This is a genomic window from Pseudomonas sp. P7758, from assembly GCF_013386485.1.
Taxonomy (GTDB): Bacteria; Pseudomonadota; Gammaproteobacteria; order Pseudomonadales; family Pseudomonadaceae; genus Aquipseudomonas.
The window spans coordinates 1-26,955 of the sequence record NZ_JACARS010000160.1 but is presented as its reverse complement, the minus strand read 5'-3'; the positions used below and the strand labels follow the sequence as shown (position 1 = coordinate 26,955).

The window sequence follows — 26,955 nt, the reverse complement described above, 5'->3', positions numbered from 1 at the left end:
CATGACAATCAACGGCGGGTCGGTCTGCCAGCACCTCGGTGCTACACCCTGTATTGCCCCGGCACTGGACGGCGGTACACGGGCAATTCACGCCGCTTCAAGTGAACCCGGTGAGGCTGCGCGAAAGCACAGCCATCAATCCGGCGGGGCGCCTGTCCGTTCATCAGGCTATCGGCCTCCTTTGCGAGGGGAGAGTCACTGCAGGAGTCTGCTGCAACACCTGGGGCTTCAGAACGAAGTGGCCAGCCGCCTCCGCGGGCCCAATCCCTACATTCGTTTGCCGGACAGCGATTTGGTGAGCGCGGCGAACGCCCAATTTGCCATGCTGAAAAAACTCCATGAGAACTGACGGACTGAAGCTGTCTTCACTGCAACGAATCGCCAGTAAAAAGCTCGGTGCCAGCCGAGAGGCCGACAGCGCTATCCTGCTTGCCAAGGCGATCATCCAGCGTCCGCGCCTGATCGATGCGATCCTCGACCAGGACGGCTACATCACCCGCGAAAGCCTGGCACAGGCCGAGAACGTCGTGTTCGGCAACAGCGATCCCAGTGCCTTCAGCCCGGACCCTTTCCACACAAAAAACAATGCCGATCTCGTCCGCCTGTTCAAGGAAATGTTCACCGAGTTACGGGACCGGTCGCGGGACCGCATGGGGTTTTTCGAGCAGATCTGCTACGTCAATATCGAGGTGCTGGCGATGATGAGCAAAGACCCGGATGAGCTCGACAGCCATGGCCAAGTTGTACTGGACCCGGCCACGGGGCTACCGAAGAAGAAATACGACGAACAGCAGGTGTATATGGCGAAAAACCTTGTGGACCGGCCGGGCTTGTTGCGGTCGCTGGAAAACACCGCCGACAGCGGTCGGCGAATTTTCGGCAGCCATCACCAGGCGGGCTGGCTCAGCAACAAAACCCTTGATCGCTGGCTGGAACTCCAGAAAGCCAAATGACCCCGGGTTGACGCCTCAATGTACGAGGCGTGATGGGGCTGGGTGGTCAGACCCGCAGTATTTTCCCGCTGATCGCCACACCGATCAGCAGTACGGCAATCAGCACAAAGGCAGTGCTCAAGCTGCTGCCATGGGCGATGAAGCCGATCACCGCAGGGCCGGCGAGAATGCCGGTGTAGCCCAGGGTGGTGATGGCGGGCACCGCAATGTGTTCCGGCATGACGGTCTGCTTGCCGACGGCGGTGTACAGCACCGGTACGATGTTCGAACACCCGGCACCGACCAAAGCATACCCCAGCAGGGCGGTTTCCCACGCAGGTAATAGCGTCGCCAACAGCATGCCGCCGGCGGCGAGCGCGCCACCGAATACAATCACCCGGGTTGCGCCCAGGCGGCGAACTATCCTGTCGCCGGTAAGGCGCCCGACGGTCATGGTCAAGGCAAAGGCTGCGTAGCCAAGGCCCGCATAGGCTTCGTCAAGGCCGCGCTCGGCGCTCAGGAACACCGCGCTCCAGTCCAGCACGGCGCCTTCGGCAAGAAACACGATGCAGCACAGGCAGCCGATAAACAGCACCACGCCGTGGGGCACGGCAAAGGCCGGCCCGGAGCTTTCACTGCCGTAAGGCAGCAGGTGTGGCCCGGCCTTGAGCAAGGCCACTACGATGACGACGATCACGGCGAGGGTGGCCTGCAACGGCGACCAGCCCAACCCCAGCAGCCCGCTGACACCTGCCGCCCCGACGATCCCGCCCAGGCTGAACAGCCCGTGGAAGCCCGACATCATGGTCTTGCCGCTGGCTCGTTCGACCATCACCGCTTGCAGGTTGACCGTGGAGTCCACCGTGCCCAGGCCGGCACCAAACACAAACAGCGCGGCCATCAGCAACGGAATCGAGGTGACGGTGGCCAGCATCGGCAGGCCCAGGCAGATCAGGAGGGTGCCGCCGGTGGCCACTCGCCGGATACCGTAGCGCGACGCCAGGGCCCCGGCGACCGGCATCGCGATCATCGAGCCCACCCCCAGGCACAACAGCAAAAGGCCGAGGGTGCCCTCATTGAGTTGGGCGCGGGCCTTGGCATAAGGCACCAGTGGTGCCCAGGCGGCGATGCCGAAGCCGGCGATGAAAAACGCGATGCGGGTCGACATTTGTTCCAGCCGCCCGGGTACCACGGGCGCTGGGGTGCTGATGGCGGTCATGAAAAATCCTTGGTTTTGCGTTCAACGAACGATGTGCAGCGCAACATCCTTGCACATCAGGCCGTATCGAGCGAGCCGGGTTCCCTTGGCATGCCTGAACACAGGGCCAAACATTTTTTCCAGGATCATGGAACGCGACGGGCCTTTCCAACCACTATCAGTTCGTAGGACAAGTAACCACTTGAGGTGCGAGGTGGCCTGGAAGGTGCGTAATCCCCGCGAGAACTGGTGAACCCCGGGCTTCCAGCGACGGATTACCACCTTCCAGGCCGATCCTCTCACTTCAGCAGCCGCGCCAGTTTCGCATCCCGCACCTGCAACACTTCAAACAAGCCCAGGGCCTGCAGGGCGGGGAGGGCTTGCAGGATGTCCTGTTCGGCCAGCAAGCGCTGCTCGTCCGGGGTGGCCGGATCGCACCAGGTTCTGGCGTTGGCGAGGAATGCGCCCACCGTGCCCTTGCGCACGGTCACGCCATTGAATTGGCCTTGGTCGAGATGGTCGGGAAGCACGTCTTCTGCACGCATGGCGGAGCCCTCAATGAATGAATCCGCAGTCTGGGCGTGCGCAAATGGCTACACTGCCTTATCCAGGTCATTCAATACGGTAAAGCTGCCATATGCCGTCAACACTCGTTTCAGCCCAGCTCGCCAATGCGACCGGCGGTCCGTTGCTGGTGGCGACGTTGCGCAGCAGTCCGGTAGCACGCACCACGGCCCTTCATCAGCATGCCCGCGGGCAATTGCTCGGAGCCCAGCGCGGGTTGTTGTCGGTGCAGGCGGCGCACCAGCATTGGGTAGTACCGGCCACCCACGCGGTGTGGATTGCCCCCGATTGTTCCCACGCCTTGCGTTCCCACGGGCCGTTTGATGGCTGGAGTGTGTATGTCGAACCCCAGGCATGCGCAGGGCTGCCCCGACAGACGTGCGTTATCGCCACGTCGGCCTTGTTGCTGGAAGCCGTCAGGCGCGCGGCAACCTGGAGCCAGCCGCTGCTCGAGCCGCCTCAGTCACGGATCGCCCAGGTGATCCTTGATGAAATCGCCGGGTTGCCCCAGGAGCCATTCGGCTTGCCGCTGCCCCGGGACCCGCGCCTGTTGCGCATCGCCCAGGCGCTGGCCGACAGTCCCGACGACAACCGCCTGCTGGAACACTGGGCGCAGTGGGCCGGTGTCTCGCCGCGTACCCTGGCCCGGCGGTTTGTTGCCGAGACCGGGTTCACCTTCAGCCAGTGGCGCCAGCGCGCGCGATTGTTGCGCGCCCTGGAGTTGCTGGCGGCGCATGCACCCGTGACCCGGGTTGCGCTGGACCTGGGTTATGAAAACGTCAGTGCCTTTATTGCGATGTTCCGGCGTACGTTCGGGACGACGCCGGGGCGGTACTTCACGGATGGCGCAAGCGACTACGGGCATACACCGCCACAATCACGAAACACCCCATAGGCAACAGGTAAGCCAGCGCCACTGTGCTGTTGTCCGCCACCTTGCCCATCAAGTAGGGCATCAGGGCGCCGCCGACGATCGCCATGATCATGAACGAACTGCCGCGCTTGGTGTGCGGCCCGAGGTTCTTCACGCCCATGGCGAACAGCGTCGGGAACATGATCGACATGAAGAAGAACACCGCGATCAGCGCGATCACCGAGATACCTTCCAGGCCGATCACCACCAGGCCGCACAACGCGATATTGATCAGCGCATAAATCAGCAGCAGCTTCTGCGCGCTGACCCGGCCCATCAGCCAGGTACTGAAGAAGCGCCCGAACATGAAGGCCAGCATTGCGATCGACAGCAGGTAGGCGGCTTGCTGATTGCCCATCTGTGCCCAATGCTCGGTGACGTAGTTGATGAAAAATGCGCCGACTCCGACCTGGGCCGCCACATAGAAAAACTGCGTGATCACCCCACCGACGAACTCCCGGTGCTGCCACAGACCCTTGCCGGCCGTCGGTTGCAGTGCCTGTTCCTGCGCGCGCAAATCCGGCAGCGGCGTGCGGGCGATCAGCAGCGCCACCAGCAGTACCAGAACCGCGATCACCACGTAGGTGGTCTGCAACGAACTCATGTCCGAGGCCGGTGTGCTGCCGGCGCTGAAGAACATCGCGCCGCCAATCAGCGGGCCGAAGAACTGGCCAAGGCCATTGAATGATTGCGCCAGGTTCAACCGCCGCTCGGCGCCCTGGGGTTCGCCCAGCACGGTGGCATAGGGGTTGGCAGCGGTCTCCAGGCAGCCCAGGCCGCAGGCGATGACAAACAGCGCGAACAGGAAAAACGGAAAGCTCGCCGCCGCAGCCGCCGGCATGAACAGCAGCGCGCCCGTCGCATACAGGCACAGGCCCAGCAGGATCCCGGCCTTGTAGCCGTGGCGGTCCATCAACAACCCGGCCGGCAGGGCAATCAGGAAGTACGCGCCGAAATAGGCGCTTTGCAACAGCCCGGACTGGGCCTTGCTGACGTGCAGGACTTCCTGGAAGTGCTTGTTCAGTACGTCGAGCAAACCGTAGGACAAGCCCCAGAGGAAAAACAGACTGGTCACCAGCATCAGCGCCCAGCGATAGGTCGGCACGGCACGGGTGCCTGGCAGGTGTGTATCTTTGCTTAACATGACGCTTCTCCTGTTGTTTTTATGGGATCAAGGCGTGCGATGCAGCGGGTATCAGGGTTGGTCGGTAAGGCAGAAAATCTGCTCCAGGGGCTGCCATTTGCCGCCGGGGTCAGTCCACGGCGTGGGGGCCTGGAAGCGCCACATCAGGGTTTCCCAGGCTTGCACGTCGGGGTTGGCGCGTGCAGCGTGGTCCAGCCCTTCGAAGCTGAACCCGGCCGCGGTGTCCATGACCATGAACAGCCGCGTGCCCAGGCGCCAGATCTGCATTTCCAGGATTTGCTGGCTGCGCAGATGCTCTGCCACGGCAGGCCAGATGCGTCGATGCAACTGCTGGTACTCGGCGATCAATGCCGCATCGTCGATCAGGTCCAGCGCCAGGCAGTAACGTTGGCCGCTCATGTCAGCGCCCGGTCGAGGTGGGTGTAGCCTCCATCCACCACCAGCCACTGTCCGGTGGTGTGGGAGGCGCGGGGTGAGAGCAGGAACAGCACGCTGTCGGCAATTTCCTCGGGAGTGGTCATCCGTTTGCCCAAGGGGATTTTTTCGACGATGGCGGCGAGCTTGGCCTCGGGGTTGTCGAAGCCGTCGATCCAGCGTTGATACAGCGGCGTCAGCACCTCGGCGGGCACCACGGCATTGACCCGGATGCCGAACTCCAGCAAGGAGGCGGCCCATTCCCGGGTCAGTGACAGCTGCGCACCTTTTGCGGCGGTATAACCGCTGGTACCGCCCTGGCCGGTGAGGGCCGTCTTGGAGCTGATATTCACGATTGCCCCGCGGCTGGCCTTGAGGGCATCGAGGCACAAGTGGGTCATCAAGTAGTAATGAATCAGGTTCTTTTCCAGGGATTCGACGAACGCTGCACGGCCCGCATCCAGGCCCACGCCGTCGTTGACCCCGGCGTTGTTCACCAGGCCGTCGATGCGTCCGAAACGTTGCAACACTTCGTTGACGGCTGCGCGGCAGGCGTCCTCATCGCGCAACTCGACACGGATGAAGTGGCTTTGACCGTGCTGCTCAAGCTCGGCCGCGAAGGCCGGCGACAACGGTTGATGGCCGAAAATTACCGGGATTGCGCCTTCGGCAATCAATCCCAGGGAAATGGCGGCGCCAATCCCCGAGCCGCCGCCGGTGACGATGATCACGCGGTCCTGCAAATGCAGATTCATGGGCAGTTTCCTTCAAGGTGATAGACCCGCTGGGCCGTGCCGCCCCAGATGGCTTGCTGTTCATCGGGCGACAGTGGGCCGAGGGTCTGTTGCAGCAATTGGCAGGTGCCCTGGTATTCCCCGGCCAGCAGGCACACCGGCCAGTCCGAACCGAACATCAGGCGCTCGGCGCCGAACAATTCCAGCGCCAGTTCGATGTAGGGGCGCAGGGCTCGGGCGTTGCGTTGCTCGGGCCCGGCTTCGGTGAGCAGGCCCGACAGCTTGCAACTGACGTGGGGCAGGGCGGCCAGTGGCGCCAGGTGTTCGGCCCAACCGACGGGGCCGTTGGCGATGTCCGGTTTGCCCAGGTGGTCCAGCACCAGATGATGCCGGTCGTGGCGCTGGCACAGGGCTGTCGCGGCGTCGAGGTCGGCGCAGCGGATCAGCACCTCGTAGACGTAGCCTTGTTGCTGCAGGTGCTGCAGGCCACAGGAGAACCTGGCGTCGGCCATAAAGCTGGCAGGCGAAGGCTCATCCTGAATCTGATGCCGAAAGCCCTTGAGTCCCGGTGCGTCGCGCCACTGTTCCAGGTGCTGTTCCAGGCGTGGGTCGCACAGGTCGACCCAGCCGACGACGCCGAGTATCCATGGGTGCTGCCGCGCCATTTCCAGCAGCGCGTCGGTTTCCTGCTCACCGGCGCGGGCTTGCACGGCAATGCAGCCATCCAGGTCGGCAGCGTCGAGCAACGGCCGCAAGTCCTGTGGGAGAAAGTCCCGCCGCAGGTCAGCCTCAGCCGTACCGATCCACGGATAATCAGCGGCCCGGTAGCGCCAGAAATGCTGGTGCGCATCGAGCCTCAAAGGTGATGGGGACGACATTGTTATTGTGCTCCGTCCATTCAAATTGCGGTTCAGCTCACGGCCGGTGGCGGTATTGCTCCCGGGACGCGGCTTTCATCTGGATCGAAAAGCCCGGTGCCTTCGGCGGCAGATAGGCCGCACCGCGCACCACGCAAGGTTCCTCGAAATGCTCGTGCAAGTGGTCGACATACTCGATCACCCGGCCTTCGTGGGTGCCGGCAATGCACAGGTAGTCGATCATCGACAGGTGCTGCACGTACTCGCAAAGCCCGACACCGCCGGCATGCGGGCACACGGGCAGGCCATATTTGGCCGCCATCAGCATCACCGCCAGCACCTCGTTGACCCCGCCCAGGCGGCAGGCGTCAATCTGCACCACATCAATGGCTTCGCGCATGATCAATTGCTTGAAGATGATCCGGTTCTGGCACATTTCGCCGGTGGCGACCTTGACCGGCGCCACCCCCTGGCGGATCTTGCGATGGCCCTCGATATCGTCGGGGCTGGTGGGTTCCTCGATGAACCACGGCTTGGCAAACGCCAATTCGCGCACCCAATCGATGGCGGTGTCGACTTCCCACACCTGGTTGGCGTCAATCATCAATTGGCGGTCCGGGCCCAATACTTCGCGGGCGATGCGTACGCGCCGCAGGTCATCCTGCAAGTCGTGGCCGACCTTGAGCTTGACGTGGTTGAAGCCGGCATCCACCGCTTCCTGGCACAGCCTGCGCAGCTTCTCGTCGCCATAACCGAGCCAGCCGGCCGAGGTGGTGTAGCAGGGGTAGCCATTGGCTTGCAGGTCGGCCAGGCGTTCAGCCTTGCCTTCGGCGCGTTGGCGCAGCAAGGCCAGGGCTTCGCTGGAGGTGATGCAGTCGGTGATGTAGCGGAAATCGATGCAGCGCACCAGCTGTTCCGGACTCATGTCGGCCACCAGGCGCCACAGGGGCTTGCCTTCGGCCTTGGCCCACAAATCCCACGCGGCGTTGACGATCGCGCCGGTGGCCAGGTGGATGGCGCCCTTGTCCGGGCCGATCCAGCGCAACTGGCTGTCGCTGGTGACATGCCGCCAGAAACGGCCCATGTCTTCGGCGATCCATTCCAGGGTCAAGCCCACCAGCAGCGGTTGCATGGCCTGGATCGCCGCGCAGCAAATCTCGTTGCCACGGCCGATGGTGAAGGTCAGGCCATGGCCTTCAAGGGCCGGGTTGTCGGTCTGCAAAATCACATAGGCGGCCGAGTAGTCCGGGTCCGGGTTCATGGCATCGGAACCGTCCAGGGACTGGGACGTAGGAAAGCGGATATCTTCGACGCGAATCGCGGTAATGGTGGTCATGAACGGCTCCTTGGTTCTTGTCAGGCGTCGACCGTGGTCTGGTTCTGTTCGCCGAGGCCTTCGATACCCAGGCGGATTTTTTGCCCGGGCTTGAGGTAGACCGGCGTGGGCTTGATCCCCAGGCCGACACCGGGCGGGGTGCCGGTGGAAATCACATCCCCCGGTTGCAGGCTCATGAACTGGCTGAGGTAGCTGATCAGTTTGGGGATCTGGAAAATCATCGTGCGGGTGTTGCCGTTCTGGTAGCGGTGGCCGTCGACTTCCAGCCAGATCGACAGTTGGTGCGGGTCGGCGATCTCATCGCGGCTGACCAGCCAGGGGCCGAGCGGGCCGAAGGTGTCGCAGCCCTTGCCCTTGTCCCAGGTGCCGCCGCGTTCCAGCTGGAACTCGCGCTCGGAGACATCGTTGATCACGCAGTAGCCGGCCACGTGCTGCATGGCCTGGCTTTCCTCGATGTAGCGGCCACCCTGGCCGATCACCACGCCCAACTCCACTTCCCAGTCGGTCTTGGTGGAGTGGCGGGGGATTTCGATGGTGTCGTTGGGGCCGACGATGGCGCTGGTCCACTTGTTGAAGATGATCGGTTCGTCAGGGATGGGGGCGCCGGTTTCGGCAGCGTGATCGGCGTAGTTCAGGCCGATGCAGATGAATTTGCCTACCTGGCCGACACAGGCGCCCAAACGCGGATTGCCCGGTACCAGGGGCAGGCTCGCGGGGTCGAGTTCTTGCAGGCGAGCGAGGTTGTGCGGGAGCAGGGCGTCACCGGCGATATCACTGATGTGAGCGGACAAGTCACGCAGACGTCCATCAGCGTCCAGCAGGGCCGGGCGTTCCTGACCTTTTTCACCATAGCGCAGCAATTTCATGAGCAATCCTCTTATTGGAAGTGGGCGGTCAGTTGCTCCAGCCGCCGTCAATGATCTGGGTGGTGCCGGTGGTAAACGCGCTGGCATCGGAGCCAAGGTACAGCGCCAGCTGGGCAATTTCCTGGGGCGTGCCCAGGCGTCCCATCGGCTGGCGCGCGGTGAAGGCGGCGTACACCTCGTCCTGTTGACGGCCTTCATGGCGGGCTTGTTCGACGATGCGTTGCTGCAGCGAAGGCGACTCCACGGTGCCCGGGCAGATAGCGTTGCAGCGGATGCGCTGGGTAACAAAGTCGGCCGCGACGGATTTGGTCAGGCCGATGACGGCCGCCTTGCTGGCGCAATAGGCAAAGCGGTTGGGCACGCCCTTGAGGCTGGAGGCCACCGACGACATGTTGATGATCGAGCCGCCGCCCGCCGCCAGCATCCCCGGCAGAAACGCGCGGATCATGCGGTACATGGCGGTGACGTTCAGGTCGAGGGCAAACGTCCAGTCGCTTTCCGGGCATTCGAGGATATTGCCGGCATGCACCACGCCTGCGCAGTTGAACAGCACATCGAGCGGGCCGATCTCGGCAGCAAGGCGTTGAATAGCGCTGGCGTCGGTGACGTCGAGCAAGACCGTTTGCGCGCCCGACAAGTCAGCGAGCGCCTGTTGATTGATGTCGGCTGCAATCACTTCGGCCCCTGCCGCCAGATAGGCTTCGACGCTGGCGCGGCCAATGCCCTGGGCGGCGGCGGTGATCAGCACGCGTTTACCGGTGAGGTCCATGACAGACTCCCTTGATTATTGTTATTGGCTCAATGGTCAGGCCATTGAGGGCGTGAAACACCTGCATCTGCGGCATAGCGAACCCTGGTGGGTTTGCTATGATCAGCACACTGGAAACGATCCAATGGTCAGGCCATTGATCCAATTTTTAGCATGGGTCATCCCGGTCAACAAGCGGCTTTTTTGCGGGTTGATCGCTTTGACCGTGCTGTGCATGAATCGAGCTGAGCCTAGATGCCATTTCAAGTGATTGATAACCAACGTCTTTATCGACAGATTGCCGACCAGTTGCGGGCGTTGATCGACAGCGGAGAATTTCCGCCGGGCAGTCGACTTCCCGCTGAGCGTGAACTTGCCAAACTGCTGGGCGTGAGTCGCGCTTCCGTGCGTGAGGCGATGATTGCCCTGGAGGTGATCGGCCTGGTAGACGTGCGGGTGGGCAACGGCGTGCTGGTGTGTGAACCCGTGCAACCGACAGTCAGCCAGGAACCGGTGATGGCCCAGGCCACCCGGGATCAATGGAAAGAGTTCGATCCGGAACTCAACCTGCACGTCGACTTCAATGCCGAGATTCCACCGTTTTCCCTGCTCCAGGCCCGTCGCCTGATTGAGCCGGAAGCCGCCGCCCTGGCCGCCAAACATGCCACCGACGAAGAGCTGGCGGGGATCCGCGAGGCCTTCGAGCGTAATGTGCAGGACAACCGCGACGGCTCCCATACCCATCCGGGCGATCGCCTGTTTCACATTCGCATCGCCCAGGCCTCGGGCAATCCGGCGTATGCGTTGATGATTGCGCATTTGCTGGGGCATCGTTACGGCAGCATGTTCCAGCGGTTGCAGGCGCATTACACCTCGGACGACATGCCCCATCGCTCGGAAGACGAGCATCGCAAGATCCTCGATGCACTGGAACAGCGAGACGTGGAGGGTGCGCGACAGGCGATGCGCAAGCACCTGGAAGAGGTGGTACGAATCTTTATGCGGACTGCGCAATGACCCTGTTCTACGACGCCCGCGGGAATATCTACGGGGTGGTAAGCCCGGCGCAGTTACGCAGCAAGGGTATCGACGTGCCGGACCGTGCCGACTTGGCCGCTGGCACCCGAGGTGTTTGGGCATTGGCGGCGATTGCCGCCGAGTGCGGTTGGGAGGAGTTGCCGCGCCCGGCAGAGGCCAAGGCGCATCGTTGTGACGGTTTGTTGGTGGGGCCGTTCCAGGCCGCGCCGCCTTTTGACCTGTTGATCGTCAACACCGACGGTTCCCTGGCCGAACGCAGTGGCAATGGCCTGACGATCTTTGCCCAGTCGTTGACCGACCAGGGATTGATGGCGCAAGGCTGTGAGTTGCGGGTGCATCACGACAAGGCAGACGCACTGTCGCCGGTGGTTACGCGGGTTGAGCCGGCGGAGTACGAACAGGTGCAGGGCTTTTGGCTGGCGCTCGGGCGTCCCGAGTTCGGGCCTTTGGCGGTAGGGGCTGTTGGTGTGGGCGCGGTCTCGCTTGAGGGAACTGAGGTGAGCCATGTTTCGCCACTGGCTGCGCTCAACCCCGAGTGGAATCACAGCCAGTTTGTGCGTGTGGGCAACCCGCATTGTGTGACGCTGGTACAGGACGCGTCAGCGTTGCCGGACAACGCCCAGTTGCATCGATCAGCCTGGTTCGATCCGCTGAGGGCGATTGCTTTCGCACCACCTGCCGGGGCCGGCCAACCTTGTATTTCCGGGGTCAACCTGCAATGGGTCGCCCGGGATTCAGGCAATCGTGTGATCGCGCGGGTGTTTGAGCGTGGTGAGGGGCCCACGGCGTCCTCCGGGACCAGCGCCAGTGCGGTGGCATGCGCCGCCTGGTCTGTAGGATGGGTGACGGCGGGTCAGGTGGCGGTGGTGATGCCGGGCGGTACCGCACCCGTACGGTTGCAAGCAGAGCCGGGTGAGTTGCTGAGCGTTAGCCTGTTCGGGACTGCGCGGCTGCAGGAAGTTTGAAAAAGGCAGTGGCGGGCTTAATCATCTTTGTCAGCTGTTTCTCTATAAATAAGCAGCTCTGGTGAATGGTGGTGTAAGAGTATTCCCGTTAGTCAGTACTGGCTGTTTAACTGCATTTCTGTATTTATAAAAGACCCTTCCAATATCGGTGTGCGAATCTTCTTTTTTATTTTGAAGCGGCCGAATTTCGCCTGAAATCGCTAGTATTCCTGGGGTTCAGGCACTTTTTATCGGCTTCGAATTGAGTGGCTTTATCTGCGTTTTACGGGAGAAGTTATTTCAGCTCGACAATGAATGGCGGGTAACAACGGATGTTCAATACGCTTGTTTCGTCACGTTTCAAACTGGTCGTTGCAGGAATGAACCAGGCATTTCAGGTGCTGGCTTTTAAAGGCAGCGAAACGATTGACCAGCCTTTTTTCATTGAAGTGCAGTGGGTCAGTGAAAACCCCAGCCTGGATCTGGAGAAGTTACTTCACCAACCGGCCTATCTGGATTTTGGCGAGCCCGGTGAAGGCCTGCACGGGCAAATCTACAGCATTGGCCGGGAAGGCCCGGGGCAGCGGCTGACCCGCTACCACCTCACCCTTGCGCCGCGCGTGGCGTACCTGGCCCATCGTTGCGACCAGCGGATTTTCCAGCAGCGCAGCGTGCCGCAAATCATCGCGGCAGTGCTTGAGCAGCACGGCATCCTTGCTGATGCCTATACCTTCGAACTGGGGCCGGTGGTTTACCCACCGCGTACGTTCTGTGTGCAATACGCGGAAACCGACCTGCACTTTATCCAGCGGCTGTGCGAGGAAGAGGGCATTCACTACCACTTTCGCCACAGTGCAGACGCCCATGTACTGGTGCTGGGTGATGATCAGACGGTGTTTCGTCGTTTGCCGGCGCAACGCTACTGCCCGGCCGGAGGCCCGGCTGCCGAAACGCTGGTGATCCAGCGTTTCGATGTGCGCCTGGCCACGCGCAGTGCTCAGGTTGTTCGGCGTGACTACGACTTCGAACATCCGTCGCTGCGCTTGCAGGAGCAGGCCGGATCTTTCCCGGCACTTGAAGACTATCAATACCCCGCGGGATTCACGGGGCATCTGCGAGGTTCGCAGTTGGCCCGGCGTGGCCTGGAACGTCATCAACGCGACCGCCATCGGGCCCTGGGCCGCAGTGACCAGCCGGCTTTGCGCAGCGGGCATTTCCTGGAACTGCGCGGCCATCCGGACCGCACCTGTAATGACTTGTGGCTGATCACCGGCGTGCGTCACGAAGGCTATCAACCGCAGGTGCTGGAGGAGGCGGTGGTGGATGTCGAGGCATTCCACGGCTACCGCAATCGATTTACCGCAACGCCCTGGCGCGCCGCTTACCGCCCGCCGCTCAAGCACGTCAAACCGCGTATCAGTGGCAGCCAGACCGCAACCGTCACCGGGCCCGAGGGTGAAGACGTGCATTGCGACGCTCACGGCCGGGTGAAAATTCGCTTTCATTGGGACCGCCTGGACCAGCACGACGACAAGAGCAGCTGCTGGGTGCGTGTGGCGTCCGGATGGGCGGGTGACAGCTATGGCGCGGTGATGATCCCGCGTGTGGGCATGGAGGTACTGGTGACGTTCCTGGAAGGTGATCCAGATCGGCCAGTGATCAATGGTTGCCTGCCCAATACCTTGCAGCCTGTTGCCTATCCGTTGCCCCAACACAAGACCCGCAGTGTGCTACGCAGCCGCAGTTCGCCGGGCGGGGCGGGGGCCAACGAGCTGCACCTTGAGGACCGCAGCGGCCAGGAACTCATCTACCTGCGCGCCCAACGCGATCTGGAGCAGCAGGTCGGCCACGACAGTCGGCTGGAGGTGGGGGGCGAACGTCGGGAAACCATCCACGGCTTGAGTGCCACCACCCTGGGAGGCGAGGAACACCGCAGCATCGCCGGCGACCGCAAGGTTCGGCTTGGGGCTGATGATCACTTGCACGTGCAGGGCAACAGCCAGACCCTTGTCGGCCAGACCCTGGTGATCGAAGCGGGGCAACAGGTCCATCTGAAGGCGGGGGCCAACCTGGTTATCGATGCCGGTGCGCAGTTGAGCTTCAAGGCCGGTGGTGAGCATTTGCTGATTCAGGCCGGCGGGATTTTCAGCAGTCGGCCGATCACGTTGGGCGGTGCGCCTGCCGTGATTCGCACAGCCAACCCAGTTGGACCGGGTGACGTGGCTGCTTCGCCCGCATTTGCAGCGGATGGGCCGAAGGTTTCGGTTATCCAAGGCGCAGTCATGGAGCTGGCCAGAAGACTGGATGCGGACTTCTGTCCAGTGTGCGAGCGCTGCCGTGAAGGCCTGTGCGAATCCACGGGGAGGGCGGCTTGATGGAGATCGCGCCTGGCCAGTGGATGGCTGAACAGCAGCAGGCAGGGCGCCGGCTGTGCCTGGTTCTACAGGGTGAAAGCGATGCGCGTGGGGTACTGCTGGCGACACGCACGGTCGCTGAGTATCGCTGCCTCTTTGGTGAAACCGTCGCATCGGAAATGGCAGCGGATGGGCCGATGCTCCTGTTGCTCGACCATGTCAGCGAGCCCGCATTGGTGGGTTTGCTGCAAAACCCCCAGCGTAATTGGGGCTGGTTGGGCAGCCTGCCTGGTGATGATTTATCGGGTGTTACCCGGCACTGGCGCGACAGGTTGGTGGTGGGATCGGCGGGCAGTCAGGCGCTGTACCGCTTCCACGATAACCGCACCTTGGCGCGGGCCTTGGTTCACCTGCCTGCTCGGGACTGGCCTGTTTTTCTCGGGCCGCTGATCGGCGTGTGTTACTGGCAGGGTGAGCGTTGGAGTTGTGTCGATAACCCGGCTCCGGGGGGGTATCCGGTACCCGATCCTGCGCTGTGGCTGGAGGTGCCGAATCCCCAGGCGGGAGTGATTCTGCAAGCCAATATCCTGCGTTACCTGCTGGCCGAGTACAGCGAGGCGTTGAGCGCACTGGTTGAGTTTCAAGACCCGAGAATCTGGTTGGCGCAGGTGCTGGAGCAAGCGCGGGCCTGGCAATGGGACAGGCCGGAACAGCTGGAGTTTTTGGTCGTGCGGCGGTTGTTGGAAGCCACTGGGGACGTGCTTATTCGATGGCAGCCGATGCGTGGGGAAGTGGCGGAGGATCATTTTCAGCGGGTGGTTGGGGAGTGGCGTCGGGTGGAGCGGGAGCAGCAGGATGCGTAGGGGAATTATGTCGGGCGTGTGGCGAGGGGTATTCGTTTGCAGTGTGCTGGGTGTTTCCGGTTGTGTGATGAAGCCTGCTGATAGTTTCACTTTGGAGGTCGATTTGCCGGCGAATTACAGACTCAGAGGCGATGCAACTTACGTCCCCGGAACAGGTGAGACTTGCACTTTACGATGGCGTCCAGGTGATCTGCCAGAGATCAAGATATTCGACGCTCTTGAGAAGTCGGTGGCGAATCGGGCGAGCTTCGAGTTGCCTCTGACGGAGACGGTGAACGGGTGTCCGTTAGTGCTGCGTTACATGACGTTTGATGTCTATGCGAAGTCGGCTGAGCACTTGTCGGACAGTGGGGGGGATTTTGCGTTTATCGGTGTGCATGATTGGGTTGAACCCCATATGTCTCGAATGCCGGGGCCAGGTACCTTGGAGGTGCCGGGGGCCTGTCAGTGGTTACTCAGGCCGGCAGGGCCAACGCAGGCGACTGATAACGTATTTCAATGCAACCTGGTGGATGCAAGAGGACTGCCGCCAACGACTGCAACGGGTGGCCGTGTGCAGCGTGATGAGCTGAACGGTAAAACGGTGAGGCTCGTGTTTGGGGAAATCTGATGGGGAGCGTACTTATCTTTAACTTTTACTGAATAAGGAGATTCAGCGATGGCGCTTACAGAATGGAAACAACCCTTTTTCAGCGGAAAAATGCCTGCTTGTGCAGTGCGTGGATGTTGGCTGAGTTTTTGTCTGGTGGACGAATCAGGTGACGGAAACGCTTATGGGGGTCTTGCGTACAAGGTTTTTGACAGCACAGGTCAACAATATGCAGGTCGTTTGGATGGAAACGGTTTCGCAAAGTTGGACAACCCATATCGAGGGCCTGTGGTTCTGATCTTCGATGCGCCGTATGAAATGAGCGGGGATTACTACGCAACGTTGCAAACGCGTGGTTGTTACCCACTGCCTATCACCGAGCTTCAGGTGCGAGCCGAACAGACGCGGTTTTCACGTGTAGACGGGAAGCGCGTCGAGCGAAACCCGGCACGGCGGGAAACAGGCAAATTCTATCAAGTCGAAGTCAGTGACTTGGTCTTGCACACTGCTCACTTGCCTCCCTTGGCGCCCAGAACCCATCGACCACCGCGGCATGCGCTCCGCATGCTGGCTGAACTTGGGTTTGGCCCCCCTCAGCCCAAGCTGACAGGGCTGGTTTTATTTCCTGACCTGCACACTGTGCTGGAGGTAAGGCCGCTGCGTGCGTTACGCCCGTTGTTGTCGATTGAAGACCAGTTCTGTGCCTTGAACCTTTATCAGTTGGCACTTATGGCTACCTTGAGTTATTGCGATTTTGGGCAGGAACCATCGACTCCGCCGATGGACCAGGTCAGCTTTCCCATAGAGCCCAGTGTGGGCAATTTTTTTTCCGAACAACTGTCGGGCTATCAGGAGGCCTGGAAGTTCGATTCCGACCAGGTGGAACACTTTTATCCCGTGTATGAAGACGTGCCGTACTCGCAACGATTCGAGGTGTTGCCTTTTGATCCTGAGTTGTATGAGCAAAATCGATCGGGGCAAGGAGAGTCCCCGGCCCACCCAGCGAAGCTGCATTTTTTTGATGACGAGGAGAATGGCACTGATACTCAGGCGTTTATCAGCCATCACGACCATGTGATCCTGATCGCAGTGCGGGGCACTGCAAGCCGTTCCGATGGGCTGAGGGATGCCAATGCTCACCAGGTCGCTTTTGTCGAGGGTGCTGGTAAGGTTCATGAAGGCTTTTATGGCGCGTATCGGGCGATGCGTGATTTTGCGCTGCATTACCTCGACCGGTTCTACATAGACCAGCGCATCATAATTTGTGGCCATAGTCTCGGCGGCGCCATAGCACTGCTGCTGGCAGAGTCTCTTAGGCGAATTCCAGGTTACGACCGCAACATCCTTCTTTACACCTATGGCGCTCCCCGCGCTGCCGACTCTGAGTTCACTGACGGTGCTTCATCTTTGGTGCATCACCGCATCGTCAATCATAACGACCCGGTACCCAGCGTCCCGGCACCCTGGATGAACACAACTGCCAAACTCTGGATTCCCGGGCTTGTTACCCTGTTCAGCAATCCTGCACCTGCTGGCCTGCTGTTCGCACTTGGGTTGGTGCGGGTGGGCGGGAACGCCTATCAGCATCATGGCTCCCAGCAGCATTTCATGCCGATTGCCTTGCCCGACGGCACACAGTCTTCAATATTGTGGAACCCCGGGTGTGAGTCGATCGAAGAAGCTGCATGCAATCGCGCGATTCAACTCAGCGGTGATATGCCGGACCGGGCCAACCTGATCAAGCAGCTAGTCCAATACAAGCAGCACTTTATGACCGCAAGCTACATCCCGGCAGCCTGGGCGACGTTACGCCGCTGGCAGCAAACCGTGGACGCCGACGGAACACTGGTGACTGCGAGTGAATTTGAGCTGATCGAAAAAGCGCTGATCAGCATGCGGCAACAACTGCGGGAGAAAAAACGAGAACTGGACCGCTATCGACCGACCAATCAGCGTGGTTATGAAGATATCCAGGCCTTGAGCATCGAAGCTGATCGTCTGCAAAGTAGTCGCGACCGCCTGGCAACCCTCCGCTGGCGCCGCCTCCAGGCCCGCGACGTCTACGGCAGCCACGCTTCATCCCCAACCCTGCAATCCAGCCTGAAACGCTGGTTCGCTCACCCGCAAAACCGCGTACTCACCCAAGTGGCGAGCATCCCGCCACAATCGGATGATGGCTGGGGAAAGCCACAAACCCTCGATATAGATTCAATCGTATGAGCCTACAAAAACTCCACCTGCGCCGGCCGGCGTTTCATCAACACTTTGCCCGCGCGAATCGAATACAACGGCAAGCCCTGGCTGCGAATCACTTCATAGTCGCTGTCTGCAGACAGGATCAACAGGTTCGCCGGGCGTCCCGGTTCCAGGCCATAACGATCCCCCAGGGCCATCGCCCGGGCGCTGTTGTCGGTGACCAGGTCGAGGGCACTTTGCAGGTTGCGGTAGCCAAGCATGTGGCAGATATGCAACCCGGCTTCCAGCACCCGCAAAATGTTGCCGTTACCCAAGGGATACCAAGGGTCGACGATGGAGTCCTGGCCGAAGCAGACGTTCATGCCAGCCTCCAGCAGTTCGTTGACCCGGGTCACGCCGCGGCGTTTGGGGAAGGTGTCGAAGCGGCCCTGCAAGTGGATGCTTTCGGTAGGGCAGGAGACAAAGCTGATGCCCGAATGTCCCAGCAGGCGGAAGAGTTTGGCGCAGTAAGCATTGTCGTAGGAGCCCATGGCCGTGGTGTGGCTGGCGGTCACGCGGGCGCCCATGTCACGGCTGCGGGCTTCTTCGGCCAGCACTTCAAGAAAGCGCGAGTGTGGGTCGTCGGTTTCGTCGCAGTGCACATCGACCAGGCAACCGGTGCGTTCGGCCAGGTCCATCAGGAACTTCACCGAACTCACCCCTTGGTCACGGGTGTATTCAAAGTGCGGGATGCCGCCGATCACGTCGGCGCCCAGGCGAATGGCCTCTTCCATCAGCTCGCGGCCATTGCGGTACGACTCGATGCCTTCCTGGGGGAACGCGACGATTTGCAGGTCGATCAGGTGGCCGCTTTCCTCGCGTACTTCAAGCATGGCCTTGAGCGCGGTGAGGTCCGGGTCGGTGACGTCGACATGGGTGCGCACATGCTGGATGCCATGGGCGGCCAGGGTCTGGATGGTTTTTTTGGAGCGGGTCTTGGTGTCTTCCAGGGTGATGGTGGCCTTGCGCTCGCCCCAGCACTCGATGCCTTCAAACAGGGTGCCGCTCATGTTCCAGCGCGGCTCGCCGGCGGTCAGGGTGGCATCGAGGTGAATGTGCGGCTCGACGAAAGGCGGGACCACCAGGTTGCCGGCGGCGTCCAGGTCGTCGGGGCCTGCCAGGGGGGCAGCGCCTTGTTGGGTGATGCTGGCGATCCGGCCGTGTTCCAGGTGCAGATCATGCAGGCCTTCACGGTTGCGCAGGCGGGCGTTGATGATGTGCATGGGCAAGTTCCTCTTGGCAAAAAACAGTCAGGCAGACAGCCGCCAGATCATCAGCGCGATGCCGATGTCCAGGCGGTCATAAGCATTGTCCAGCGTCAGCCCGCACAGGGCTTCGATACGCTGGACGCGATGCGTCAGGGTGTTGCGGTGAACCGCCAGCCGTTGGGCTGCGGCCACAAGGTTACCATTCTCGTGGAACCAGGCCTCCAGGGTCGGCATCAGGCTTGGGCCATGGTGCAGGTCGTGGCGCAGCAGCGGCCCCAGGCGTTCGTTGAGGAACTGATCGAGCAGGGCGCGATCACGTACGCCACTGAGCAGCTTGAGCACGCCCAACTCATCGTAGACACACAGCCCGGCGCGTTCACTGAACCGTCGCGCAGCGGCCAATGCCTGGCGCGCCTCATCCAGGGCCTGGGCCAGGCGCGCGGGTGGGTGCGCGGCAGCACTCAGGCCGATAAACAGTTTCAACGGTGCCAGGCGCAGATTCAGTGCCTTCAACCAACCCGCCAACAACTGACGGTTGGCCAATGCCGCACCCGCGTCTATCGCAGGCAGCAGCAACGTCCATTGTCCGGCACGCCCCAGCACGGGCAGGCGCGACGGATGCTGCGCAGAAAACTGGCGCAGACGGCGGGTAATCGCATCGTGTTGTCGGGCAAGCTGCGCCTCGACCACTGGCGCCTCACCCTGGGCAAACAGCGCGTCGCTGCCGTCCAGTTGCAACTGGACGAGTTGCCAATGGCCGGCCAGCGGCATGTCCAACTGCGCAGCGCGGTGCAGCAGCAAATCCAGGGATTGGTAATCACCGGCCAGCAGGCGCTCCAGCACATCGTGTCGCGAGCGCCCCAACTGCTGCGACTGGATCAACGCCGAACCGATGGCCTGGGTCACCAGTACCATCTTCAACGAGTAAGGCTGTTCGATCAGCGGCATGCCCGCCGCTTGCGCCGCTTCCAGCAAACGCTGGGGAATCGCCTGGATATAGTCCGGCCCCGTGAGGATCACCAGGCCGGCGACCTGGCGCTGACAGGCTTCGTCCAGCAGCACCAACAGATTGGCCTCGTCCCGTGGGTGATTGATACCGGTGACGAACACCAGTTCGCCCCCCAGCACCCATTCGGCAATGCCGCTGTTTTCTGCGACATAGGGCCAGCGCACCGTGTTCTCCAGGCCGGCTTCCCCGGCCCGCAGGCACATCGATTCAAGGCCGGGCAAGGCCAACACGTCGGCGATTGTCAGGCTCATGCCTGGACGTCAGCCAAAGGTGCCCGCACCCGCAATACGCTGGTCAGCACGATGTAGGTCAGGGACGCCGCCACGATCCCCACCAATGGCGCCACCCAGGGTGAATGAAAGGCCAGCACCGTACCCACGGCATAGGCGATCAGCCCTGGCCAGTTGAAGGCCGGCAGGCGTGTATCGGCCAGGCGCGGATAGTGGCCGCGGTAGCGATAGAAGAAATCCGCCATGATCACCCCGCCAATCGGTGGGATCACCGTGCCCAGCAGGATCAGGTAGGGCACCAGCATGTCGTACATGCCCAGCAACGCCAGCAGGGTGCCGATTACCGCACCGGCCAGGGTCACCGTTTTGCGGCGCTTGGTGCGCAGCAGGTTGCAGCCGGCGACGGCGAAGTTGTAGATGGTGTTGTCCTGGGTGCTCCAGATATTCAGCAACAGCATCGCCATGGCCGCCATGGCGAAGCCTTGCAGCAGCAACACTTCGACCACGTCGGGCTGCTGGTAGACGATGGCGCCATAGGCACCGATCAACACCATCAAGCCGTTGCCGATAAAGAAGCCGATCAGGCTGGCCAGCACCGCGACCCTGGCCGAGCGTGAGAACCGCGTCCAGTTGGTAGCCTGGGTCGCGCCGCTGACAAAGGTGCCGAACACCAGCGTGATAGCCGTGGACATGTCCAGCTCACCGGTCGGCACCACCGCCAGCAGTCCATCGAGCCCGCCGACCTTGACGGTGGCGACCCACATCGACAGAAACAACAAAATACCCATGGCCGGCACGGCGATGTAGGACAGAATCTCCAACCCGCGATAGCCCACGTAGGCCGTCGCGCAGAACACCATGCCAAACAGCACCATCAGCCCGAGTACGCTGCCCTGGCTCAACTCGAAATACTTGCCCAGTACTACGGCTGCGGTGGCGGTGCCCCAGGCGTACCAGCCGATCTGGGTAAAACCGAGAATCAAGTCGCTGAGTTTGCTGCCCACTTCACCGAAGCAGAAGCGCCCCATCAATACTGAATTCAAACCGCTCTTGAACGCGATGTAACCCAGGCCTGCGGCGTAGATACCCAACAGCAGGTTACCCAGGGCCACGACGCCGAGCATCTGGGTAAAGCTGAAGGCCACCCCCAGCTTGCCGCCGGCGAACATGGTCGCGGTAAAAAAGGTAAAGCCCAGCAGCACCATGGCGGTGGAGGCCAGGCCTTTGCGGGCATGCATGGGCACCTCGCTGAGAGGGTAGTCATTGCCCGGTTCGTTCTGCGTCATGTGCCGTTCTCCCTGAATGAGTGACGCAGGCCTATTGCACCCGTCGTGCCAAGTGCGAGGCAGTGACGGGCGCACGGTCAGGACTGTGCAGGTTGCACAGTATTTATAGCCAAACAGGGGAAACACGCAGGCGGGATTGGTCTTTCTGCCCACTCAGGCGCGAAAGCGGTGCAGGGTGATACAAATTGGATCACCCGTGATTCAATCGAACAGGGTGTGAGTGGTCTGCCCGCGATGAAAGGCAAAAGCGGCCTCAAGGTCGCTTTCAATGGTGCGGCCACGGGACAGCGGCGGCAGATCGTCCAGGCTGAAGAAGCCAACTTCAGTGGTTTCGAAACCGGCCGCCGGCGCCAGTTGATCAACCCGTTCGCACAGAAAGTAGAGTTTGTAGAAGTCCCGGATATCCGGCCGGTACAAGCCTTTGGCCTTGTGGGTGACGCTGTACAGCGCCTTGGCCGTGACCGTCAGCCCGGCCTCTTCGCGAATTTCCTTGACGATGTTTTCAGCCGCCGACAAACCAATATCCGCATAACCGCCGGGCAATGCCCAGCAGCCATCCGTGAGCTCGCGGACCAACAGGATCCGGTCACCGTCAATCACTGCGCCCCGCACATCAATCATGGGCGTCGAATAACGTTTGGCAAAATCCGGCACCAGCCCGGTGATGCGCTCCAGCGGTACTTCGCCCAATTGCGCCAGCATGCTGTGGGCAATCTGGGCGATTTCCTCAAGGCGCTCGCGCTCGAAGTCATCGGTGCAGAAGTGCAGCCCCGTGGAGGCCAATGCTTGCAGGCGCTTGGCCTGGGCCAGCCAGGTGTTTTCCATGGGAGCTCCTTCAGTGCGAGGCGGTGAGGTCTTTTTGCATGTAGACCCGACGCAAGCCGTTTTCCTCGGCCCGGTGGGTTTCCACATAGCCTTTGCGGGTGTACAGCGCGATATTTTCGGTCATCGCTTCATTGGTGTAGAGACGGATGGAGCCATGCCTGGCCTGGCCTTCCGCGAAGCCCAGCAACAGGCGCCCGTAACCCAAGCCCTGGGCACCGGGGTCGACGGCCAGGTTATCCAGCAGCAGGTACTCATCGTGATGAATCAGTACGACAAAGCCGTGGACCTGGCCCGCACTCTCCAGCACATGCACCCGTTCTGCAGCGACCTGCTGGCGATAGTCATCCAGCATCGGCCCTGGCTTGCGCCCGATTCGCTGGATGTAAGGGGAGTAGGCGGCGTGGACGATCGCTTCAATTGCGGCGATATCGTCGCCGGTAGCGGGGCGGATATGGGTTGGCATCGCAGCGCTTCCTGTACAAGAGGCCACGACTGTAAGGGAGTCACCGGCATAAAAAAACCACCGCAAGGGTGGTTTTTTACATCGCCGGCTTATTCGCCGCGATAGATGCAGCCGCTGGTGCAGGTCTCATGGATGCGAATCGCGCTGAGTTCCGGCAACAGCGGTTTCAGTTCATTCCAGATCCACTTGGCCAGCACTTCGCTGGTGGGGTTTTCGAGGCCCGGGATGTCGTTGAGGTAGTTGTGGTCGAGGCGTTCGTAGAGCGGCTTGAAAATCGCCTTGATCTCCGAGAAGTCACGGATCCAGCCGGTGTGCGGGTCGAGGTCGCCGCTGAGGTGGATCGCCACCTTGAACGAATGGCCATGCAGGCGCCCGCATTTGTGGCCTTCCGGAACGTGGGGCAGGCGGTGGGCGGACTCGAAGGTAAACTCTTTGAAAATTTCCACAGGGTTTTTCAGCTCGGTGAGGTGTCTGGCAGGCGGCGAGTTTAACAGTTTGTCGCGGCCGCGCGCATACCGCGTAGCAGCTGTCGAGCCATGGCGAGGCTGCGTTTGCGATTTGTCTGACAAACCGAGGTGCTGCCGACGCAGCCTCGCTTGGGCTCGACAGCTGCTACGTAGAGGGCGCTAGAGAGCCAGCAGGCGTTCGCCCAATTGGCCATTGTCGGCCAGTTGCAGAAACTCATTCCCCAGCCGCTGGCTTTCGCTCATTGCGGTTTGCCAGTACTTGTTGCGGCCCGGGTCATCCCCCATGAAGCGCTTGAAGTCACTGCGGTCCGGCAGTTTGCCGTGGGGCAGTCGCGCCAGGTATTCCTTCGACGGCGCCAGCAGCAGGACATCCTGCAAACCCTGTTGATTGGCGCGACGCCACGGCAAGCCTTTGTCGAACCAGCCGGGAATGACCCGGTCGGTGAAGTGCGGGTACAGCACGATATCATCGCCGTGGTAGGGCAGGTCGAGGTGATAGTCCAGCAGGCCGCCATCGCGGTAAGTGCCTTGGCCTGCACCCGGCAGGTCGCGTACGCCTTGCATCACCATGGGGATCGAGCCCGACGCCAGCAAGGCCTGGCGCAGGTTGCCCAGTTCCAGATCAAGGAAGCGCGACGGGAAATCCTTGAGCGCATGCAGCGGTGGCGCCTGGCGTGGGTCGTGGACGATCAGCCGTTCGAAGTGCCGGGACAACCGCGCGCGGCCCCTCAGGTTGTCGGCGATCACCGAGGACAACCCCAAACCAAGCCGACCGCGATGATCGTCGGCGAGCAGGCCATGGCTTTTGACCACCATGATGTTCAGCCGGTAGTGCGGGTTGTCGAGCACGCGGGCATCGCGGCCGGCCAGCAAGTCATCGAGCATGCGCACGCAGCTCTGGCTGACTTCGGCCATGGTCACGCCTTTGGCAAAGCTTTGTGCGTTGTACAGCCGGCCCAGGTCGAGCAGGCCTTGCACCGGGTCGGGCAGGCACGCACTGGCAAACCGCCAGGAGCCTATCGAGGCGCCGATCAGCGCACGCTCGCGGGGCGCCCGGGGCAGCCAGTCACCAAACAGCGCCAGGTCCAGACCCTGGATGCCCAGCGCCTTGGGCCCGCCGGCAGCGCCGGGAAGGATGCCGACGTCCGCAGGCGCAAGCCCCTGCTCACGAATGCGTGCAAAAGCGCGTTTACCGGCCTTGAGGGTCAAGGCGGGGAACTTCATATGGATAGCAGTCATACCGGTCTCATTTACCGCGAGCAGGGCAGTATAGAAAATCTTGCCCGGTTGCAGGCAAAGGTCTCGCAGAGAATTGCCATGGTGGCAATTCAGTTTCAGTTAAGTTGGATCCAGTACCGTGAGTCCCGTAGGCAAAATATCCCGAAACGGAGACTCACCATGAAAACCCTCACAGCCTTGATCGCCAGCAGTATCATCGCCCTCACCGCAGGCGTCGCCCAGGCTCGCGACCTGGGGCCGGACGAAGCACTGAAGTTGCGCGACGCTGGTACCATTGTGTCTTTCGAGAAGCTCAACGCCACGGCGTTGGCCAAACATCCCGGCGCCACCGTGCATGAAACCGAGCTTGAAGAGGAATACGGCAAATACCTTTATCAGGTTGAACTGCGCGACGCCCAGGGCGTCGAGTGGGACCTGGAATTGGACGCTGTCACCGGCGCCGTCCTCAAGGATCATCAGGATACGTAATGAAGGTAAATCTACGCACCAGCGTTCAAGTGGCGCTGGTGCTCCTGGCATTTTGCTCAGGCCTGGCCGCTCGGGACCTGGGCCAGGATGAAGCGCTGCGCCTGCGCCAGAAGGGCGTGATCGCGCCGCTTGAGCATCTGCTGGGCCCGGCTTTCGAGCGCTACCCGGGCGCCAAGCTGCTGGACGCCGAGCTTGAAGAGCACAAGGATCGCCCTGTGCGCTATATCTATGAAATCGAACTGTTGACGGTGGAAGGCGTGGTGCGCGAGATCGAACTCGACGCCAACACCGGTCAACTGCTCAAAGACAAGGAAGACGACTGATGCGCCTGCTGCTGGTGGAAGACCACGTACCCCTGGCCGATGAGTTGATGGCTGGGCTCAATCGCCAGGGCTATGCCGTCGACTGGCTGGCGGACGGGCGCGATGCGGTGTATCAGGGGCGCAGCGAACCCTACGATCTGATCATCCTTGACCTCGGCCTGCCGGGTTTGCCCGGGCTTGAGGTGTTGACGCAATGGCGTGCCGCCGGCCTGGCCACGCCGGTGCTGATCCTCACTGCCCGCGACTCCTGGGCCGAGCGCATCGAAGGGCTCAAGGCCGGGGCCGACGACTACCTCAGCAAACCGTTCCATCCCGAAGAGCTGCACCTGCGTATCCAGGCCTTGCTGCGTCGTTCCCATGGCCACGCCAATCAGCCCACCTTGCAGGCTGCCGGCTTGCACCTGGATGAGGGTCGCCAGTGTGTGATGCGTGATGGCGAGGAGATCCAGCTGACCGCGGCCGAGTTTCGGCTGCTGCGTTACTTCATGCTGCACCCCGAGCAAATCCTTTCAAAAAGTCACCTGGCCGAACATTTGTACGATGGCGAGACCGAGCGTGACTCCAATGTGTTGGAGGTCCACGTCAACCACCTGCGCCGCAAGTTGGGCCGCAGCGTGATCGAGACCCGGCGCGGCCAGGGTTACCGGTTTGGTGTCAGCCCGGCATGAAGTCGATCCAGCGGCGCCTGAGCCTGGGGCTGATCAGTGTGATGGTGATCGTCGGCCTGGTGCTGGCGCAGACCAGCCTGTGGCTGTTCGAAATGGGCCTGCAACGTTACCTGGAGTCCGGCTTGCGCAACGACAGCGAGAACCTGCTGGTGGCGCTGGTGCGCGGGCCGGCGGGTGTGCAACTGGATGAGCAGCGGTTGTCTCCTGCGTACCAGCGTCCGTTTTCCGGGCACTATTTCCGTATCGATTTTGCCGACACCCATTGGCGTTCCCGCTCGCTGTGGGACCAGGAACTGCCGCAGTTGCCCCACGCCGGGCTGAAGGGCAACCTGCAGTTGGGGCCGGAAGGCCAGCAGTTGCTGGTACTGCGTTCGGACTACAAACGGTTTGGCCAGTCGATTTCCATCAGCGTGGCCCAGGACTACACGCCCGTCAGAGAAAGCTTTCGGCTGATGCGCCAGATCGGCTTGGTGCTGGGGCTGGCGGCGCTGTTGCTGATCCTGATTCTGCAACGGGTCACCGTGCGCCGCGCCTTGCGCCCGCTGGAGACCGCGCGCAACCAGATCGCCCAACTGCAGCAGGGCCAGCGCTCGCAACTGGATACCCAGGTGCCGGTGGAGCTGGAGCCGCTGGTGGCGCAGATCAACCATCTGCTGGCCCACACCGAAGACAGCCTCAAGCGCTCGCGCAATGCCCTGGGCAATCTCGGCCATGCCTTGAAAACCCCGTTGGCGGTGTTGCTGAGCGTGGCATCCAGCGAACAGCTCAAGGACCATCCGCAACTGAGCAAGCTGCTGCGGGAACAGTTGGAGCAGGTGCAGCAACGGCTTAATCGTGAACTCAATCGTGCCCGCCTGGCCGGAGAGACACTGCCGGGTGCCTTGTTCGATTGCGACGGCGAATTACCGGGGTTGCTCGCGACCCTGAACATGATCCATGGCGAACACCTGGATTTGAGTTACCGCGTGCCGCCCGGTTTGCAATTGCCGTGGGACCGCGAAGACCTGCTGGAACTGTTGGGCAACCTGCTGGACAACGCG

The 26,955-nt window shown here is 61.6% G+C and carries 28 protein-coding genes; 12 read left to right on the top strand and 16 right to left on the bottom strand.

Translation table 11 applies throughout. The features are described from left to right. Positions 1 to 338: 338 nt before the first annotated feature. On the top strand, positions 339 to 953 hold the full coding sequence (locus HX873_RS28220; RefSeq protein ID WP_008432744.1) for a hypothetical protein: 615 nt from the start codon (positions 339 to 341) through the stop codon (positions 951 to 953). Positions 954 to 999: 46 nt separating this feature from the next. Here HX873_RS28220 and HX873_RS28215 read toward each other — a convergent pair whose 3' ends face one another. Both HX873_RS28215 and HX873_RS28210 read right to left on the bottom strand, forming a co-directional pair. After that, positions 1,000 to 2,151 (bottom strand): MFS transporter, encoded by a 1,152-nt coding sequence (locus tag HX873_RS28215; RefSeq protein WP_008432746.1) that lies wholly within the window; start codon positions 2,149 to 2,151, stop codon positions 1,000 to 1,002. A gap of 278 nt (positions 2,152 to 2,429) precedes the next feature. Then, positions 2,430 to 2,675, bottom strand: coding sequence for a hypothetical protein (locus HX873_RS28210; protein ID WP_102369456.1), 246 nt, complete (start codon positions 2,673 to 2,675; stop codon positions 2,430 to 2,432). Between the two features lie 92 nt (positions 2,676 to 2,767). On the opposite strand from HX873_RS28210, the gene HX873_RS28205 reads away from it, so the two are divergent. Then, on the top strand, positions 2,768 to 3,589 hold the full coding sequence (locus HX873_RS28205; RefSeq protein WP_168197514.1) for a helix-turn-helix domain-containing protein: 822 nt from the start codon (positions 2,768 to 2,770) through the stop codon (positions 3,587 to 3,589). On the opposite strand, the gene HX873_RS28200 is transcribed toward HX873_RS28205, so the two are convergent. From HX873_RS28200 to HX873_RS28170, 7 genes are read right to left on the bottom strand one after another with little or no spacing between them, the layout of a single operon-like run. Continuing rightward, positions 3,531 to 4,751 (bottom strand): sugar MFS transporter, encoded by a 1,221-nt coding sequence (locus HX873_RS28200; RefSeq protein WP_008432753.1) that lies wholly within the window; start codon positions 4,749 to 4,751, stop codon positions 3,531 to 3,533. The two genes, HX873_RS28205 and HX873_RS28200, sit on opposite strands and share 59 nt — an antisense overlap. Positions 4,752 to 4,802: 51 nt before the next feature. Continuing rightward, a complete protein-coding gene (locus tag HX873_RS28195; RefSeq protein ID WP_003219515.1) occupies positions 4,803 to 5,150 on the bottom strand; it encodes an L-rhamnose mutarotase in 348 nt (115 codons plus the stop codon). Then, entirely contained in the window at positions 5,147 to 5,920 is a 774-nt protein-coding gene (locus HX873_RS28190) for an SDR family oxidoreductase (RefSeq protein WP_177029068.1), read from the bottom strand. Before HX873_RS28190 ends, HX873_RS28195 begins: the two co-directional genes overlap by 4 nt. Beyond that, the gene (locus HX873_RS28185) at positions 5,917 to 6,777 is read right to left on the bottom strand and encodes an amidohydrolase (protein WP_032899036.1); all 861 of its coding nucleotides are present in this window, start codon (positions 6,775 to 6,777) and stop codon (positions 5,917 to 5,919) included. Before HX873_RS28185 ends, HX873_RS28190 begins: the two co-directional genes overlap by 4 nt. Before the next feature lie 37 nt (positions 6,778 to 6,814). Next, positions 6,815 to 8,092: an L-fuconate dehydratase gene (locus HX873_RS28180; protein WP_003219522.1), complete on the bottom strand. Its 1,278-nt coding sequence runs from the start codon at positions 8,090 to 8,092 to the stop codon at positions 6,815 to 6,817. Between the two features lie 20 nt (positions 8,093 to 8,112). Further along, the gene (locus HX873_RS28175) at positions 8,113 to 8,958 is read right to left on the bottom strand and encodes an ureidoglycolate lyase (RefSeq protein WP_008432763.1); all 846 of its coding nucleotides are present in this window, start codon (positions 8,956 to 8,958) and stop codon (positions 8,113 to 8,115) included. A gap of 28 nt (positions 8,959 to 8,986) precedes the next feature. Beyond that, the gene (locus tag HX873_RS28170; protein WP_008432765.1) at positions 8,987 to 9,727 is read right to left on the bottom strand and encodes an SDR family oxidoreductase; all 741 of its coding nucleotides are present in this window, start codon (positions 9,725 to 9,727) and stop codon (positions 8,987 to 8,989) included. A 234-nt stretch (positions 9,728 to 9,961) separates the two neighbouring features. Between HX873_RS28170 and HX873_RS28165 the strand changes: the two genes are divergently transcribed. The 6 genes from HX873_RS28165 to HX873_RS28140 all read left to right on the top strand — a co-directional run bounded on the left by HX873_RS28165 (position 9,962) and on the right by HX873_RS28140 (position 17,714). Next, complete coding sequence (locus HX873_RS28165) at positions 9,962 to 10,723, top strand: FadR/GntR family transcriptional regulator (protein WP_087693068.1); 762 nt, start codon at positions 9,962 to 9,964, stop codon at positions 10,721 to 10,723. Beyond that, entirely contained in the window at positions 10,720 to 11,709 is a 990-nt protein-coding gene (locus tag HX873_RS28160) for a diaminopimelate epimerase (protein ID WP_177123524.1), read from the top strand. Before HX873_RS28165 ends, HX873_RS28160 begins: the two co-directional genes overlap by 4 nt. Positions 11,710 to 12,020: 311 nt before the next feature. After that, positions 12,021 to 14,063 carry a type VI secretion system tip protein VgrG gene (locus tag HX873_RS28155; protein ID WP_177123523.1) on the top strand — a complete coding sequence of 681 codons (2,043 nt, stop codon included), beginning with the start codon at positions 12,021 to 12,023 and terminating at the stop codon, positions 14,061 to 14,063. After that, the gene (locus tag HX873_RS28150) at positions 14,063 to 14,905 is read left to right on the top strand and encodes a DUF4123 domain-containing protein (protein WP_177123522.1); all 843 of its coding nucleotides are present in this window, start codon (positions 14,063 to 14,065) and stop codon (positions 14,903 to 14,905) included. The genes HX873_RS28155 and HX873_RS28150 overlap by 1 nt, the downstream gene beginning before the upstream one ends. 67 nt (positions 14,906 to 14,972) lie before the next feature. Then, positions 14,973 to 15,515, top strand: coding sequence for a hypothetical protein (locus HX873_RS28145; protein ID WP_143495382.1), 543 nt, complete (start codon positions 14,973 to 14,975; stop codon positions 15,513 to 15,515). Between the two features lie 48 nt (positions 15,516 to 15,563). Continuing rightward, positions 15,564 to 17,714, top strand: a complete 2,151-nt coding sequence (locus tag HX873_RS28140) for a lipase family protein (protein ID WP_177123521.1) — start codon at positions 15,564 to 15,566, stop codon at positions 17,712 to 17,714. A gap of 2 nt (positions 17,715 to 17,716) precedes the next feature. Here the strand turns inward: HX873_RS28140 and codA are convergent, their stop codons facing one another. From codA to HX873_RS28105, 7 genes are all read right to left on the bottom strand, one after another. Further along, positions 17,717 to 18,952, bottom strand: a complete 1,236-nt coding sequence (gene codA, locus HX873_RS28135) for a cytosine deaminase (RefSeq protein WP_003219538.1) — start codon at positions 18,950 to 18,952, stop codon at positions 17,717 to 17,719. 27 nt (positions 18,953 to 18,979) lie between these two features. Then, on the bottom strand, positions 18,980 to 20,197 hold the full coding sequence (locus HX873_RS28130) for a PucR family transcriptional regulator ligand-binding domain-containing protein (RefSeq protein ID WP_177050810.1): 1,218 nt from the start codon (positions 20,195 to 20,197) through the stop codon (positions 18,980 to 18,982). Next, positions 20,194 to 21,462 (bottom strand): cytosine permease, encoded by a 1,269-nt coding sequence (gene codB / locus HX873_RS28125; RefSeq protein ID WP_003219542.1) that lies wholly within the window; start codon positions 21,460 to 21,462, stop codon positions 20,194 to 20,196. Before codB ends, HX873_RS28130 begins: the two co-directional genes overlap by 4 nt. A gap of 201 nt (positions 21,463 to 21,663) precedes the next feature. Continuing rightward, complete coding sequence (locus HX873_RS28120; protein ID WP_008432778.1) at positions 21,664 to 22,287, bottom strand: NUDIX hydrolase; 624 nt, start codon at positions 22,285 to 22,287, stop codon at positions 21,664 to 21,666. Positions 22,288 to 22,297: 10 nt separating this feature from the next. Next, positions 22,298 to 22,750, bottom strand: a complete 453-nt coding sequence (locus HX873_RS28115; protein WP_087693060.1) for a GNAT family N-acetyltransferase — start codon at positions 22,748 to 22,750, stop codon at positions 22,298 to 22,300. 89 nt (positions 22,751 to 22,839) lie between these two features. Further along, complete coding sequence (gene queD / locus HX873_RS28110; RefSeq protein ID WP_003190259.1) at positions 22,840 to 23,196, bottom strand: 6-carboxytetrahydropterin synthase QueD; 357 nt, start codon at positions 23,194 to 23,196, stop codon at positions 22,840 to 22,842. Between the two features lie 180 nt (positions 23,197 to 23,376). Beyond that, positions 23,377 to 24,456: a patatin-like phospholipase family protein gene (locus HX873_RS28105; protein ID WP_177123520.1), complete on the bottom strand. Its 1,080-nt coding sequence runs from the start codon at positions 24,454 to 24,456 to the stop codon at positions 23,377 to 23,379. Positions 24,457 to 24,615: 159 nt separating this feature from the next. Between HX873_RS28105 and HX873_RS28100 the strand changes: the two genes are divergently transcribed. The 4 genes from HX873_RS28100 to HX873_RS28085 all read left to right on the top strand — a co-directional run. Then, positions 24,616 to 24,924: a PepSY domain-containing protein gene (locus tag HX873_RS28100; protein ID WP_003219548.1), complete on the top strand. Its 309-nt coding sequence runs from the start codon at positions 24,616 to 24,618 to the stop codon at positions 24,922 to 24,924. Continuing rightward, positions 24,924 to 25,247, top strand: coding sequence for a PepSY domain-containing protein (locus HX873_RS28095; RefSeq protein WP_102369441.1), 324 nt, complete (start codon positions 24,924 to 24,926; stop codon positions 25,245 to 25,247). The genes HX873_RS28100 and HX873_RS28095 overlap by 1 nt, the downstream gene beginning before the upstream one ends. Then, positions 25,247 to 25,915: a response regulator transcription factor gene (locus tag HX873_RS28090; RefSeq protein WP_177123519.1), complete on the top strand. Its 669-nt coding sequence runs from the start codon at positions 25,247 to 25,249 to the stop codon at positions 25,913 to 25,915. The genes HX873_RS28095 and HX873_RS28090 overlap by 1 nt, the downstream gene beginning before the upstream one ends. Continuing rightward, a partial coding sequence (locus HX873_RS28085; protein ID WP_177123518.1) for an ATP-binding protein occupies positions 25,912 to 26,955 on the top strand: 1,044 nt, incomplete at its 3' end. The genes HX873_RS28090 and HX873_RS28085, both read left to right, overlap by 4 nt.